The following is a 16,213-nucleotide window of genomic DNA, read 5'->3' as shown; positions in this document are numbered from 1 at the left end:
GTCAGCATGTTCTTTGTTTATCGTTTTTATCTACAGCCTGCCGTTCAATTCTATTCGTTTATTCTAGGAAGTTCCTTTTGATCACTACATCAAATATTACCATGCAATTTGGCGCCGAGCCGTTATTTGAAAATATTTCTGCTAAATTTGGCAACGGCAACCGTTACGGTTTGATCGGTGCTAATGGTTGTGGAAAATCAACTTTTATGAAAATTCTTAGCGGTGAGTTAACGCCTACATCGGGTAATGTTTCAGTGGCTTCAGGCAACAAAGTAGGTACTTTAAGCCAAGATCAATTCGCTTTTGAGCAATACAGTGTCATTGATACTGTGATCATGGGAGATGTCGCTTTATGGAAAATAAAACAAGAAAGAGATGCCATTTATGCACAGGAGCACATGAGCGAAGCAGACGGCATGCGTGTTGGTGATCTAGAAAGCCAGTTTGCAGAAATGGACGGATATAGTGCTGAAAGCAGAGCCGGTGAAATTTTATTAGAAGCAGGCATAGAAGAATCATTACATTATGGTTTAATGGAGCAGGTTGCACCGGGCTGGAAGCTTCGAGTTTTGCTGGCCCAAGCATTGTTTGCTAACCCAGATATTTTATTGCTAGATGAACCTACCAACAACCTAGATATTCATACGATTAACTGGTTAGAGGGCGAGCTAAATAAACGCAAATGTACCATGATTATTATTTCCCATGATCGACATTTTCTAAATGCAGTTTGTACGCATATGGCAGATATAGATTATGGTGAATTACGCATTTATCCCGGTAATTATGAATACTTTCTCGCGCAATCTAGTTTATTACGAGAACAATTATTAGCAGGAAATGCCAAGAAAGCAGCTGAAATTGAAGAACTACAAGATTTTGTTAATCGATTTGGTGCTAATGCATCTAAAGCCAAACAAGCCAGTTCTCGTGCTAAGAAAATGGACAAAATTAAACTAGATGAAGTTAAATCTTCAAGTCGTATCACACCAAATCTCGCTTTTACATCGGGCAAAAAAATGCACCGACAAGCGTTAGAGCTCGAAAACCTTTCACATAGTTTTGATAATGAAATGTTGTTTGAACAGGGTGATTTATTATTAGAAGCGGGCGCAAAACTCGCAGTTATCGGAGAAAACGGTGTAGGTAAAACCACCTTTCTACGCTGTTTAATGAATGAAATCACCCCAAAAGCCGGTGTTGTGAAATGGTCTGAAAATGCCTCAGTAGGGTATTGTCCTCAAGATAGCGGTCACTTTTTTGATAATGATTTAACCTTGATGGATTGGATGTCTCAGTGGCGTAGACCATGTCATAATGATTTAATGGTTCGTGGTATGTTAGGGCGTTTACTTTTTACTGAAGACGACGCCAATAAAAAAGCCCGCAACTGTTCAGGCGGCGAAAAAAACCGCTTACTTTTTGGCATGTTGATGATGCAAGATATTAATGTATTGATCATGGACGAGCCAACAAACCATATGGATATTGAAGCTATCGATGCGCTTAATAATGCGTTGAAAGCGTTTGAAGGCACGCTGATTTTTGTCAGTCATGACCGAGCATTTGTCTCAAGTTTAGCTACACGGATCATTGATATTAAAGATAAAAAAATTATTAACTTTCAAGGTTCTTTGGATGAATACTTGCCCAGCGAGCAGGAACTTCATGCTAAAAGTATGATGGCCAACGACAGTAAGCAGTTCATTGCATAAACGGTGTTTGGCTAGTTTAGGCGGGGTAAAGGTAAAGTATGTCATTTTCAACACTTGGATTACCAGCATCAATTATTAAAGCCGTTGATGAACTGGGATACCACACAGCAACAACGATACAAAAAAAAGCCATTCCTGTTATCTTATCAGGCAAAAATGTGGTGGCTGCTGCTCATACTGGTACTGGAAAAACAGCGAGCTTTGTTTTACCAATGTTAGCACTGCTTGATAATGGTAAATCGGTACGAGGTAAACGAATTCGTGCACTTATTTTAGCACCTACGCGTGAGCTCGCGATACAAATAGAAGCAAGCATCCAACAATATGCAAAGCATGTTTCACTAACCAGCATGGCAATGTATGGTGGTGTAGATATTGAGACGCAAAAACAGCAATTAATTTGGGGCGTTGATATACTGGTGGCAACACCGGGTAGACTTCTAGATATGGCGCACCAGCGCGCTTTTCATTTTGATGAATTGACCATGTTAGTCATTGACGAAGCTGACCGCATGCTTGATATGGGCTTTATTGATGATATTAACAAAATCATTGAACGGTTACCTACACAACGACAAAATTTACTTTTTTCTGCAACAATCTCTGATGAAATTCGCTGCTTAGCAAAGCGAAGTATGGAAAACCCGACAGAAATCACGATTGAGTCAAATAAAACCGCTAAACCTAAAATAACACAATGGCTGGTGACAGTAGATAAAGATAAAAAGTCAGCGCTATTGAGTCATTTAATTCAAACGTATCAATGGCAACAAGCGCTTATTTTTATTGAAACAAAGCATGGTGCTGCTAAGTTAGTGAGTCAATTGGCAAAACGTGATATTAAAGCTGAGTGTATTCATAGTGGTAGAACGCAAGCAATACGAGAGAAAATTTTAGCTGATTTTAAAGCCGGTAAAATACAAATGTTGGTCGCTACAGGAATCGCTGCTCGAGGAATCGACATTGGTAATTTAACACGCGTTATTAATTACGATTTACCAGCGCAAGCTGATGAATATATTCATAGAATAGGCCGAACTGGTCGAGCCGGTGCAAGAGGCGAAGCTATTTCTTTAGTATCAAAAGATAATTTTCGTGAACTTTGTGCCATTGAAAGTCGGTTAGGGCACGTTCTTGCGCGGAAAACTTTTGATGAGTTTCCGGTTAAAAAAACCGTTCCAATATCGGTTTTAAACTATGTACCGAAAGCTAAACGTTAATTGTTATATCTATCAACTTGCTGTTATCAGCTTTGCTTAATAAATGCATTGTTTTATCACTTATCGTTCTACCGATAGCGAGGTAAAATTGTTATTTAGTGTTCTAGTGTTATTACTAGAGCATTTTTTAAGGTATGCTAACCAAAAAGCGTTTAGTTCGAACAAAATTTAATCTTGAAATATCAACAGATCCTAAATATCAACTTCATAAAATGAGTCAGTCAAAGGTAATAATCGGCCTAGTTAACCCTAAAGGGCCAAGTAATGTCGGCACAATAATGCGGGCAGCAGGGTGCTTTAATGCAAACGAAGTATTATACACGGGTACCCGTTATGCGCGGGCTGCCCAATATGAAGTAAAAACCAATACCGATACACATAAATCCAGAAATAAAATTCCTTTTACTCAAGTAGACTGCTTGATCAGTAAAAAATCCGAAAATATGGAAGTTGTATGTGTTGAGCTGTGCCTTGGTGCAACGTCACTGACGGAGTTTTCTCACCCAGATCGCGCTTTGTACATTTTTGGCCCCGAAGATGGTTCTATTAGCCAGTCGCTCATTGATCAAGCTGATCATGTTGTTTATATACCGACAAAAGATTGCTTAAATTTAGCTGCAACAGCGAATGTTGTTCTTTATGATCGGTTAGCGAAATCGTCTGGTATTAATAAAGGTGATGAACTTATTAGAAATAGTAGAGATACGAATAACCGCCTTAAAATTAGAACCGATTAATAGCGTTAAAGCACGTAGAAGTTCTTAGAGCGAGGCATTTGAAACTCACTTTAAGTATATAAATATCCAGATAGGCACTTTAATTCACTATCACCAGTGAATCCTGTATAATTCGCGCACCCAAAATCATCTGTGATTTTTATTGATTACTGCTGTTTTATACAAGGCGTTTTATGACTGTTCAACAATTTGATCCAAGTAATTCTTCTCAAGCTATTGATATAGCAAAAGAAACAACTACCTTAAACACACCAAATAAGGTGATAGAAGAGCAAGCTAGTCATATTGATCATAGTAAAACGCAAGGCTCGCGCATTGGTTTTGTATCGTTAGGCTGTCCTAAGAACCTTGTAGATTCCGAACGCATATTAACGCAATTGCGTACCGAAGGTTATGACGTAGTACCAAGTTATAACGACGCCGATATGGTGATTGTGAATACCTGTGGCTTTATCGATTCAGCGGTACAGGAATCTTTAGATACCATTGGTGAAGCGCTTAAAGAAAACGGTAAAGTGCTAGTGACAGGGTGTTTAGGTGCAAAGAAAGATGAAATTATTGAATTGCATCCGAATGTATTGGGGGTAACTGGTCCACATGCATACGATGAAGTGCTAACCCAAGTTCATGAACATTTGGAAAAACCGAAACATAACCCGTTCGTTGATTTAATTCCTGATCAAGGCGTAAAGCTTACCCCTAAACATTTTGCTTATTTAAAAATATCTGAAGGCTGTAATCATCGTTGTACGTTTTGCATTATTCCTTCTATGCGCGGTGATTTAGACTCTCGTCCAGTTGGTGATGTGTTAGGTGAAGCAAGCCGACTGGTGAATGCCGGCGTTAAAGAATTATTGGTAATTTCGCAAGACACATCTGCCTATGGTGTTGATGTTAAACATAAACTTGATTTCTATGAAGGAATGCCGGTTAAAACACATATGCAGCAACTTTGTGAAGAGTTAGCAAAGCAGGGCGTTTGGGTGCGCTTGCATTATGTTTACCCTTATCCACATGTCGATAAAATTATCCCCTTAATGGCCGAAGGGAAAATACTCCCGTATTTAGATATTCCGTTCCAACATGCTAATAAGCGTATCTTAAAGTTAATGAAACGTCCTGGTAGTTCTGATCGTGTGCTTGAACGTATAAAAAAATGGCGAGAAATTTGTCCTGAATTAGTTATTCGTTCAACCTTCATCGTTGGTTTTCCTGGTGAAACTGAAGAAGAGTTTCAAGAATTATTAGACTTTTTAGTTGAAGCGCAATTAGACCGTGTCGGTTGTTTTAAATACTCTCCGGTTGAAGGTGCTACGGCGAATAATTTGCCTGATCATGTTTCTGAAGAAGTGATGGAAGAACGCTTACAACGTTTTATGGCGGTTCAAGCAAGGATCAGCGCCGAGAAGTTACAAGCGCGTATTGGTCAAGAGTATTTAATACTTGTTGATGAAGTGAATGACTTAGGAATTGTAGGACGTTCTTACATGGATGCACCAGAGATTGACGGTAAAGTGTATCTGTCTGATGATTATGACGCTGAACCTGGCGACCAACTTTGGGTGCAAATCATTCACGCTGATGAACACGATGTTTGGGGCGTTCGCGTAGACGATTAATATAAAGCCAGTGTGCCCTTTAAGCTTAAGGGGAAATATAACAAATGCACAGACAGAACATTCGCTATTCTAACTAAAACAACTGTGGCTATGTACTTTGCATAGCCACTTTTTTATTCCAATCTATAACTTTTCAAATAATTACATGACTTTATGCAGGCTGAATGGGTTTGTTATATTGTTGTTAGGACATGCAAGTACTGTATATAACACTTTAATGTAGAGATGTATTGATTTACTGTCTTCCCACCTTTGCTTAGAGGATCTAAGCAAAATCACATTTAGTTGACATTATTTACTCATTTACAACGGTAACCGCTCTTTATTTACTATTGTTATTTATAAATTACTTATTGTACTAATTGTTTTTAGTGATAAATGATTACTGAAATAAGTGCTGCTTACATTTGTGTTACTTGTTTGAAAACAAAAGACATTATTAATATGGAAGTTGAAGTGTTACTAATTTAAGTTGTGCAAAATTCGGTTTTCAAGTGTGAATTTTATACTGTTGCTCAAAATTTAAACTTGATAATTAGTGTGAAAATGATTAGAGTACTAACCATTAATATACGAATTGATTTTAAGAGTTTATGAAAACCGACATTTCTGATTATATATGTTTCTATTTAATACTAGGTTTGGGCTTATGCCTGACGTTACTTTCTTCAGGCTTCAAAAACTTAAACACCCTCTTCGCAAACAAAACATAACCCTCTAAATCTAATATCAGCGCGTTATCAAATACGTTGTTATTAGTACGTTTTTACACCGAATAATCGATGGCTCTTCAATGTGTGCTACTGATATTTACAGGCTCAATGCCATGTAAAAACACCCACTTAAATTAGTGACTACTTGTTATTGATAGTCAAAAAAAACAGCCGACAGAGCAGGCAAGGCGTAGCTTTTTGCTACGAATAACAGCTCAATGGAGTATAAAAAGTGAATGTAGATTCTAAATCATTACCATGGCAACGAATTGTCATTAAAGTTGGAAGTGCGCTTATCGCTCCCAATAGAAATGGCTGTAGTAGCCAATATTTATTAAGCATTGCAAATTTTATCGTTCGCTGTCGCATGTCAGGAACCCAAGTCGTACTGGTTTCTTCTGGCTCAGTAGCTGCGGGTGCTCATTTATTCAAGGGGGTTGATACATCACCCATTACAATAAAGAAGGCTATGGCCGCCGCTGGTCAATCAGAAATGATGGCAACGTGGGATAGATTATTTGATTTTAATACCGCGCAAATATTGTTAACGCATGCTGACCTTAAAAACAGAGATCGCTATGTTAGTGTTAGAGATACTATCGAAGAATTGCTCGACAACAATATTCTGCCGATTATTAATGAAAATGACACCGTAGCAACAGATAGGTTGAAAGTAGGTGATAATGACAACTTATCTGCTATGGTTGCGAGTGCTGCTAATGCTGATACGTTAGTTATTTGCTCGGATGTTGATGGCCTTTACGATGCTAACCCAAAAATAGATACAAACGCTCAGCTTATTACCGATGTTTATGAAATTAATGCCGGTATCTATAACATGGCGGGTGGAGTAACGAGTGATGTTGGTACTGGTGGTATGAAAACTAAAATTCAAGCCGCAGATAAAGCTGTTTCTCATGGCATAGATACCTATATCGTTAACGGCTTTAATGAAGCGAGTTTTAATGAGTTATTGGCTGGCAGCAGCCCTGGTACACATTTTCATCCGCATACAAAACCCATGCAAGATACACATCATTGGATGAAGCATACGACTAAAATTCAAGGTGAATTAGTTGTAGATGATGCCTTTATGATGGAGAAAGACTCTACGGGCGATCTACTTTCACCTCAAGATCTTTTAGAAGTGAGCGGTGAGTTTTCAGCGGGCGATGTAGTGCTGGTGAGAAAAGATAATGGCGATAAATTAGCTAAAGTCAAAACGAATTACAGTAGTTGTTTACTTAATTTCGTTGCTACTCAAAACAGCGAACATATTTCGGAGCAATTAGACAATACTGATGAACCGATACTTTCCAAACAATATATTACGTTATTAGGAGCATAATGAGTTTAATTACAAATATTGCCGAGCAAGCAGCAATCGGCGCAAAGGTGCTTGCAACTAAATCTTCAGAACTAAAAAAAGCATTACTCAGTGACATGGCTAATGCATTAAGAGTAAGACAAGATGAAATATTAAACGCCAACAGTGAAGATTTAGCGAATGCACGCGAAAATGGTTTATCTGAAGCCATGGTTGACCGTTTAACGTTAACGGCTCAGCGTATTGAAGATATGGCTGTTGGGCTAGAAACTGTGGCTCATTTACCAGACGTTGTCGGCAGCACTCGACTGATAGAAACGCGACCGAATGGCATAGATATTCAAAAAATGCGCGTACCATTAGGCGTAATATGTATGATTTACGAGGCTAGACCAAATGTGACTGCTGACGCAGCTGGATTATGTATTAAATCAGGTAATGCTGTAATTTTACGTGGTGGTAAAGAAGCATTAAGTTCTAGCTTAGCAATTGCTGATACATTGCAAGGTGTGTTGAAAAAGTATGATCTACCAACGTCTATTGTCTCTGTTATTCCTGATCCGAATAGAGCGCTGTTAAACGAATTATTAACCTTAAATCAGTATATTGATTTAGTCATCCCAAGGGGCGGTGAAGGGTTAATTAATTTTGTTAGCGAAAACAGTAAAATACCCGTTATTCAACATTATAAAGGCGTTTGCCATTTGTATGTTGATAAAGATGCGGATCTAGAAAAAGCGCTTAATATTCTTGTTAATGGTAAAACTCAACGACCTGGCGTTTGTAACGCCCTTGAAGGTTTAGTGGTGCATAAAGATATCGTAGAGCGTTTTCTTCCAATGGTAAATGAAATCTTCGAAAAAGAGCAGGTTACGGTAAATGGAGAAAGTAATATAAGCCAGTACTTTAGTTCATTTAAACCGATCGAAAATACTGGCTTTGGTGAAGAATATCTCAGCTTAGAAATTGCGGTGAAAGTTGTTGATAGTCTTGAAATGGCAATTAAGCACATTGATGACTTTGGCAGTAACCATACAGAAGTGATTTGTACCGAGAATAACGAAACAGCAGCTATATTCCAACAAGTAGTTGATGCTTCAGTTGTTATGGTTAACGCTTCTTCTCGTTTTTCTGATGGCTCTGAACTAGGTTTGGGTGCTGAAATTGGTATTGCTACGACTAAACTTCATGCTTACGGCCCAATGGGTATTGAATCGCTTACCACTGAAAAGTTTCTCGTTAATGGAACAGGACAAGTAAGAGTCTAATTAATATATGCTTGATAAAAGAGTTACCTTTGTTCATGTTTTGATTGAATCAGGTAACTCTCTTTTAAGCATGTGTGTGTTAGATTTTATCTGAGTTGCTATCAACTGCGTAGACTTTTTTACCGTTAACCCAGGTTTCTAATACTTTTATTTGCCAAATATCTTGTTCTGGCATGGTAAAGAAGTCGTTATCAATGATAATGAAGTCGGCTTTTTTCCCTTTACTTAGTGAGCCAATGATACCCTCTTGATGGCCTGAATAGGCAGCATCAACGGTAAAGCTTCGTAATGCTTCTTCTCTCGTCATCTTCTCTTCTTTTATCCAACCACCTTCGGGTAAGTTTTGCTTATCTTGTCTGGTAATTGAAGCGTGTAAGCCGAAAAACGGGTTAGGGGATTCAACGGGAAAGTCTGAACCAGCGGCGATAATAGCATTAGCATTCAGTAATTTTCGCCATGCGTATGCGCCTTTAATTCTATCTTCGCCAAGTCGGTCGCCAGCCATATTTTTATCAGAGGTTGCATGTGTTGCTTGCATGGACGCGATAACGTTTAACGCATCAAAACGTGGAATATCGACTAATCTTAGTACTTGGGCGTGCTCTACGCGGTGGCGTAAATGTTGAGTTTTGCTGTTAGCAATATTTTTTTCGTAATAGTCTAATACAATTTTATTCGCATTATCACCAATGGCATGTGTGTTGACTTGAAAACCTTCTTTCATCGCAGTTTTTACATACCGCTCGAAATCTTCTTGGGTATGCAATAGCAGACCGCGATGACCATGTTGATCTGAATAATCTTCAATTAGTGCTGCCCCTCTACTGCCCAGCGCACCGTCAGCTTGAATTTTTACGCTATTAAATTGCAGCATATCATTGTCAGTGCTAAATGTGCCGTATTTTAGTGTTTGTTGCCAATCAGGAGAAGGGAGGTATAGCATGGCATTAATGCGAATTGCCATATTATTATTGCCTGACATTTGCAAATAAGCTTCGAGGTTTTTACTATCAATGCCGGCATCATGTACGCTGGTTAATCCTTGTGCCGCGAGTGAATTCATTGCATTTGCTAATATTGTTTTTTGCTCAGCTAGGGTCAACGGCGCAATATTTTTTTCAATGAGTTTCATGGCATTATCAATGAAAATACCGGTAGCAATACCATTTTCATCGCGAATAATTTCACCACCTTGCGGTGCTTTGGTCTGTTTAGTAATGCCTGCTAACTCCATTGCTTTACTATTTGCCCAGCCAGCATGTCCGTCAACACGTCTTAGCCAAACAGGTTTGTTAGGAAACAATTTATCTAATGATGCTGCGGTTGGAAAAGCGTTTTTTGACCATTGTGTTTGGTTCCAGCCTCTGCCTTTGATCCACGTTAAGTTTTTATTCTTATTGGCATAGGCGAGCGTAGTTTCAGCAGCTTCTTTTTCGCTTTTTGCTGATGTTAAGTCTGCCTGCATTAAACTTTCACCATAACTTAATACATGCCCATGAGCATCAATTAAGCCAGGTAGCATAGTTTTGCCTTTTCCATCAATAACGGTGCAACCGTTACAATTAATAGGTTGATGATTTTTTTGATAAATTTGTGCGATGGTATCATCTTTAAACTTTATAGCCGCAAAGCGTGTCACGGTATCATTATTGATGGTATAGCCATTTATATTGGTAATTAGTGTTGTTTGTGCAGATGTAAACGTGCTTAACACAGAGGTTAAACTCAGTGCGATTAACTGTGTATATTTCATGTTTTTATTATATATAGTAAGAGTGCGTTTTTTTATCTTAACAGGAATTAGCAGAAATTATAGTGTGGTGGGGATCAGTTATGACTTACTCATACGTAAATTTCGTATCAGCGCACATAGCACTATTAGCAAAGAAACTATATAAAGTGGCGTATTGCCAAAACGACTATAGGGCGTTAATCCTGTGACTAATGCCACATCTTGCTTTAAAACGTCTTGAGTAAATTGCGGTAATATGCTGGTGATCTCACCTAAATGGTTAGTGATTGCAGTGATCCCTGTATTTGTTGAACGAAGTAACGGGCGACCAAATTCTAGTGCGCGCATTCGTGCTATTTCCATATGTTGGTGCGGACCGTGAGAATTGCCAAACCATGCATCATTGCTAACGGTAAGTAAAAAGTCACTGTTTGCTGAAAAGTTTGCACGAAGCTGGTCGGCAAAGGCAATTTCAAAACAAATTAATGCCAGTAAATGAGTGTCATGTGCGATTAAATTTTGTTGAACATAATCGCCACGGGTAAATGATGACATGGGTAAGTTAAAAAAAGGTGCTAATGGTCTGAGTAAGTCACCAAAAGGTACAAATTCGCCAATGGGTAATAAATGATTCTTATCGTAACGGTTTTTGTGATTGTAATAATAACCACCTTGTTGATCATTAGCCGCTTCATTGCCAAGCACAACTAAACTATTAAAATATTGCTTTGATTCAAAATGATAATTAATAATCCCAGTGATTATTGCCGCATTATTCATACTTGCCGATTGATTGGCAATATCTAAGAATTCTTGCGTACTACTCATGGTTTCTATCGCTGGAATTGCAGATTCAGGCCAGATAATAATTTCTGCCTCATAATGCTTTCGACTTAAATCTAAATACTTAAGCATGGTAGGCCATTGCTGTTCTGGTTCCCATTTTATTGATTGGGCAATATTTCCTTGTACTAAGGCAACACGCTTAGATTGACCTGTAACAGTGACCCATTCAATGGTCTGGCTATACCAAACAACGATAGCTAAAAGAGCTGATGGCAGCACAATATATTGTTTTTTCTTTGCTGTAATGAAATCTGCTGTTAACCCTGCGACGAATAAAATAATAAATGATAGGCCTATTTCGCCTATCATGGGGGCGAGCGTCGCAACAGGAGCATCAATTTGTGTGTAGCCAATAGAAAGCCAAGGAAAGCCTGTGAGCACTACACTGCGTAAATACTCTGTAAATAACCAAATGGGTGCTAATAACCACCATTGAATACGTGTACGTATCAGCACTGATATTTTGGCCGTGAGAAATAACGCCAGAGCAGGGTATATCGCTAAATATAAGCAAAGCAAAAACATAATAGCGACAGAGACAACTAACGGCATACCACCAAATTCAGCAATACTGACGTGCACCCAACTAATGCCAGCAGAAAACCAACCAACACCAAAAGCAAAACCATGTTTAGTACAATCTTTGAGGAAAGTGGAGCTATTCGTACACTGTTTATTTACATAAAGAAACCAAATAGGTAAAACAAGCCAACTTAACCACCATTGCGAAAAGGGCGCATAAGCAAAAACCAAGCTAGCGCCAAGTAGCGCGCTTATCCAAAGCGATATATTAGATAGCATGGCACCAATGCGTGTGGTACCTAATTTGCTGAAAAACGTTTTAAGCATTGGTGCTATTCGGTGGGTTTACCATTTACTTTATGGTTTTTAGGTACAGTAACTTGCAAAGTTTGTAAACGACGACTGTCAGCAGAGGTTACTTTATATTCAAATTTGTTGATTGTCACTTCTTCACCTTTCCGAGGCATATGTCCAAAGGTATGAAGTACAACACCACCGATGGTGTCAGAATCCCCTTCATCAAGTTGGCAATTAAAGTATTCCATAAAATCGTCGAGCTCTGTTAATGCTTTTACTTGATAAACATTACCGGCTAAATATTTTATATCTTCTTCAATTTCATCGTCGGTTTCATCTTCTATTTCACCAACAATTAATTCAAGAATATCTTCAATGGTAACGACACCAGATACACCGCCATATTCATCAACAACAATTGCCATATGGTAACGCTGAGAACGAAACTCTTTTAACAGGGGCTCTACTCGTTTGCTTTCAGGCACGATAATCGCTTGTCTGATCACTTCTTGTAAAGAGGTTAACGGTGCTTGTTGCTCGAAACCATAAGCGAGTAAGTCTTTTGCTAATAAAATACCCTCTATATGATCAATGTCTTCATTTATGACAGGAAAACGAGAGTGTCCTGAATCGATAATAACGGGGAGTAATTCATTAAGTGGGGTGTTAATATCGAGGGTGATCATTTGTGAACGAGGGATCATTATATCCCTAACGCGCATATCTGAAACTTCTAACACGCCTTCGATCATAAGCTTGGTTTCAGGCTTTATTAGTTCACGGTCTTCGGCATCATTTAATACCTCAACCAATTCTTCTTTATTTTGCGGTTCCCCAGTAAAAAGCTGAACGAATTTATCAATCAGCGATTTATTTGCAGAACCGTTACTAGAGTGGGGGCTATCTTCGCTCATAGAGCAATCTGTATTCCTTATATAACTCGGTTTTTAAGTGTCTATTTAATTAGCAAACAATTCAAGAAAAATTTATGTTACATCGCTATGTTAAAGTGCAGCATAGCTAATAACAGTTTATGACTCGCTAATAATGTAAGGGTTGTTAATACCTAGTGTAGCAAGCTTTTCTATTTCTATTGCTTCCATTTCTTCGGCTTCTTCGGTAGATATATGGTCGAAGCCTAATAAATGCAAGCATCCATGAATCACCATATGTGCCCAATGATGGTTTAAGGGTTTTTGCTGTTGTTTAGCTTCATGTTCAACCACAGAGGTACAAATAATAAGATCACCAAGTAAGTTAATATCAACGCCATCAGGCACTTCAAAAGGAAAAGATAAAACATTTGTTGGTTTATCTTTATCCCGATATTGGTAATTTAATTGCTGACTTTCTACCTCATCAACAAGTCGAATGGTGAGTTCATAATTATTGTTCACATGACTTAATGCGGTATCAACCCAAGTTTGAAACTCTGTAGTTAGAGGTAGGTTGTTTTCATCGCAAGCTATTTGTAAATCGACAAGGTGAGACATTTAATCGTTTTTATCCTGCGTTGCTTGCTGTTGTTTTTCAAGCTCAGCTTGTTGCTTTTTGGCCTCACGAATACGATTCACTTTTGTTTCGTGTGCTTCATAAGCTTCTACAATTCTTGCGACAACAGGGTGCCTGACAACATCTTTAGACATAAAGAAGTTGAAACTAACACCGGGTATGTTATCGAGCACCTCAATGGCGTGTCTTAACCCTGATTTTTGTCCTCTCGGTAAGTCGACTTGGGTAATATCACCGGTAATAACCGCACGAGAGTTAAATCCAATACGGGTTAAGAACATTTTCATTTGTTCTACGGTGGTATTTTGGCTTTCATCAAGAATGATAAAAGCGTCGTTTAATGTTCTACCGCGCATGTAAGCAAGAGGAGCGATTTCAATAACACTACGTTCAATTAATTTTTCAACTTTTTCAAAACCCAGCATTTCAAATAATGCATCGTAAAGCGGGCGTAGGTAAGGGTCTACTTTTTGTGATAAATCACCCGGTAAAAAACCTAATTTTTCACCTGCTTCAACGGCAGGGCGAGTTAATAAAATACGCCTTACTTCTTGGCGTTCAAGCGCGTCAACGGCACAGGCAACTGCTAAATATGTTTTACCGGTACCAGCAGGGCCAATACCAAAACTAATGTCATTGGTTAATACATTTTGAACATAAGCTGATTGATTTTTATTACGTGGTTTAATTAAACCGCGTTTGGTTTTAATCGTCACCATTTGTTCGTAGTCAACGTCAATTTTTGATGGTGCCTGTTCTAATACGTTAGCGTCAACAATCGCTAAATGTACCATTTCATCAGTGATGGTTTGTTGCTTACCTTTTACCGTTTCTGTTTCAACATATAAATCTTTTAATAGCTTTATAACGGCTTCAGCACTTTTTGGCTCGCCAACAACTTTAAAGTTATTGCTACGGTAACTTATTTCCACACCTAAACGGCGCTCAATGGCTTTAAGGTTATCATCCATCGGCCCACATAGGTTAGCTTGCCTGCTGTTATCAACAGGTTCTAATATGAGGTTTTCGGTAACTATATTGCTCAAAAAAGTATCCTATTTGTTGCTATTATCTGTGAAAATTATGGTGCGAAAGTACCTACACCTAGTTCATCAATACGAGTGTTAGTAGTATTTGTTGATTTATGGTGACTATTTGACAAAATATCAGCAGGTGAATGTGCAATACGTAAGCCCATATCTTTTTCCATACGCACTAATTCGCCACGTAATGAGTTGGCATAAACATCGGTAATTTTTACGTCAACAAACTGCCCGATTACTGAATGCGGTGCTTCAAAGTTAACGATACGATTATTTTCAGTACGGCCACGTAGCTCCATCGGGTTTTTCTTAGAGGGTCCTTCAACTAATATACGTTGTTCAGTATCTAACATTTGGCGTGCAATACGTAAAGCTTGTTGATTAATACGATCTTGTAGAATCGCTAAGCGCTGTTTTTTCACGTCTTCTGTTATATCGTCAGGTAAATCAGCTGCTGGTGTACCTGGACGAGCACTGTAAATAAAGCTGAAGCTTAAATCAAAATCAATGTCTTTGATTAAGTTCATTGTTGCTTCAAAATCTTCGTTAGTTTCACCTGGAAAACCAATAATAAAGTCAGAAGACATGCAAATATCTGGTCTTGCCTTACGTAAACGACGAATTTTAGATTTATATTCCAACGCCGTATGTGCGCGTTTCATTTGCATGAGTATTCGATCAGAGCCTGATTGAACAGGTAAATGAAGATGACTTACTAACTCAGGTACATCGGTATAAACATCAATGATGTCGTCAGTAAATTCAACAGGATGTGAAGTGGTATATCTAATGCGGTCGATACCATCGATTGTTGCAATTAAGCGGATCAAATCAGAAAAGCGACAAATGCTGCCATCGTGGGTATCACCGCGGTAGGCGTTTACATTCTGACCAAGTAGGTTTACTTCACGCACACCCTGTTCAGCAAGTTGAGCGATTTCATATAATACATCATCTAACGGGCGGCTAACTTCTTCACCACGTGTGTAAGGAACAACACAGAAAGTACAGTACTTACTACAACCTTCCATAATAGAAACGAATGCAGAAGGGCCTTCAGCTTTTGGTTCAGGCAAACGGTCAAACTTTTCGATTTCTGGAAAACTTACATCCACAACAGGGCTACGTTCACCTTTTACTTGTTGGATCATTTCAGGCAAGCGGTGTAATGTTTGCGGGCCAAACACCATGTCAACATAAGGTGCACGGGCACGAATAGCATCACCCTCTTGCGAGGCTACACAGCCACCAACGCCAATAACTAAATCAGGTTTCTGATCTTTAAGGTTCTTCCATCGGCCAAGTTGATGAAATACTTTTTCTTGGGCTTTCTCTCGGATAGAGCAAGTATTCAAAAGAATAACATCGGCGTCTTCAGCTTCTTCTGCTAGTGAAAAGCCATGTGTTGAGTCGAGTAAATCTGCCATTTTCTGCGAGTCATACTCGTTCATTTGGCAACCCCAGGTTTTGATGAATAACTTCTTGCTCATTTTTAAATGCCTATTATCGATTAAAATTGATTCTAGTTTATGCTAGAGAATTTCAGGGGGCGTATTTTACTCGTTCTTTATCAAGGTGGCTAGCTTAACAAGAGACTATGGCGTCAATAGTTAATTTTACACTTTTGGCGCTTCCCACATTACACCGTCTCTGAGCATCGAA

12 protein-coding genes are annotated in these 16,213 nt (G+C 38.6%); 6 read left to right on the top strand and 6 right to left on the bottom strand.

Annotation, left to right across the window (positions count from 1 at the left end; genetic code table 11):
- Window positions 1–77: 77 nt before the first annotated feature.
- The 6 genes from Q4489_RS14640 to Q4489_RS14615 all read left to right on the top strand — a co-directional run bounded on the left by Q4489_RS14640 (window position 78) and on the right by Q4489_RS14615 (window position 8,599).
- Window positions 78–1,715 carry an ABC-F family ATPase gene (locus tag Q4489_RS14640; protein WP_303481579.1) on the top strand — a complete coding sequence of 546 codons (1,638 nt, stop codon included), beginning with the start codon at window positions 78–80 and terminating at the stop codon, window positions 1,713–1,715.
- A 38-nt stretch (window positions 1,716–1,753) separates the two neighbouring features.
- Window positions 1,754–2,935 carry a DEAD/DEAH box helicase gene (locus Q4489_RS14635; protein WP_303481576.1) on the top strand — a complete coding sequence of 394 codons (1,182 nt, stop codon included), beginning with the start codon at window positions 1,754–1,756 and terminating at the stop codon, window positions 2,933–2,935.
- Window positions 2,936–3,069: 134 nt separating this feature from the next.
- Window positions 3,070–3,672, top strand: a complete 603-nt coding sequence (locus tag Q4489_RS14630; RefSeq protein ID WP_368389611.1) for an RNA methyltransferase — start codon at window positions 3,070–3,072, stop codon at window positions 3,670–3,672.
- A gap of 173 nt (window positions 3,673–3,845) precedes the next feature.
- Window positions 3,846–5,291: a 30S ribosomal protein S12 methylthiotransferase RimO gene (gene rimO, locus Q4489_RS14625; RefSeq protein WP_303481574.1), complete on the top strand. Its 1,446-nt coding sequence runs from the start codon at window positions 3,846–3,848 to the stop codon at window positions 5,289–5,291.
- Window positions 5,292–6,236: 945 nt separating this feature from the next.
- A complete protein-coding gene (gene proB / locus Q4489_RS14620; RefSeq protein WP_303481572.1) occupies window positions 6,237–7,352 on the top strand; it encodes a glutamate 5-kinase in 1,116 nt (371 codons plus the stop codon).
- Complete coding sequence (locus Q4489_RS14615) at window positions 7,352–8,599, top strand: glutamate-5-semialdehyde dehydrogenase (protein ID WP_303481570.1); 1,248 nt, start codon at window positions 7,352–7,354, stop codon at window positions 8,597–8,599. The genes proB and Q4489_RS14615 overlap by 1 nt, the downstream gene beginning before the upstream one ends.
- A gap of 79 nt (window positions 8,600–8,678) precedes the next feature.
- On the opposite strand, the gene Q4489_RS14610 is transcribed toward Q4489_RS14615, so the two are convergent.
- From Q4489_RS14610 to miaB, 6 genes are all read right to left on the bottom strand, one after another.
- Entirely contained in the window at window positions 8,679–10,352 is a 1,674-nt protein-coding gene (locus Q4489_RS14610) for an amidohydrolase (RefSeq protein WP_303481567.1), read from the bottom strand.
- A gap of 78 nt (window positions 10,353–10,430) precedes the next feature.
- Complete coding sequence (lnt, locus tag Q4489_RS14605) at window positions 10,431–12,026, bottom strand: apolipoprotein N-acyltransferase (protein WP_303481564.1); 1,596 nt, start codon at window positions 12,024–12,026, stop codon at window positions 10,431–10,433.
- Between the two features lie 5 nt (window positions 12,027–12,031).
- Complete coding sequence (locus Q4489_RS14600; protein ID WP_303481562.1) at window positions 12,032–12,910, bottom strand: HlyC/CorC family transporter; 879 nt, start codon at window positions 12,908–12,910, stop codon at window positions 12,032–12,034.
- A gap of 117 nt (window positions 12,911–13,027) precedes the next feature.
- Window positions 13,028–13,489 (bottom strand): rRNA maturation RNase YbeY, encoded by a 462-nt coding sequence (ybeY, locus tag Q4489_RS14595; RefSeq protein WP_303481560.1) that lies wholly within the window; start codon window positions 13,487–13,489, stop codon window positions 13,028–13,030.
- The gene (locus tag Q4489_RS14590; protein ID WP_303481559.1) at window positions 13,490–14,554 is read right to left on the bottom strand and encodes a PhoH family protein; all 1,065 of its coding nucleotides are present in this window, start codon (window positions 14,552–14,554) and stop codon (window positions 13,490–13,492) included.
- Window positions 14,555–14,589: 35 nt separating this feature from the next.
- On the bottom strand, window positions 14,590–16,041 hold the full coding sequence (gene miaB, locus Q4489_RS14585; protein WP_303481557.1) for a tRNA (N6-isopentenyl adenosine(37)-C2)-methylthiotransferase MiaB: 1,452 nt from the start codon (window positions 16,039–16,041) through the stop codon (window positions 14,590–14,592).
- Window positions 16,042–16,213: the final 172 nt, after the last annotated feature.

Origin of the sequence: Thalassotalea sp. 1_MG-2023 (assembly GCF_030546745.1) — a bacterium.
In the GTDB taxonomy this organism is placed as follows: Bacteria; Pseudomonadota; Gammaproteobacteria; order Enterobacterales; family Alteromonadaceae; genus Thalassotalea_C.
This window is presented reverse-complemented; position numbering and strand designations above follow the sequence as displayed.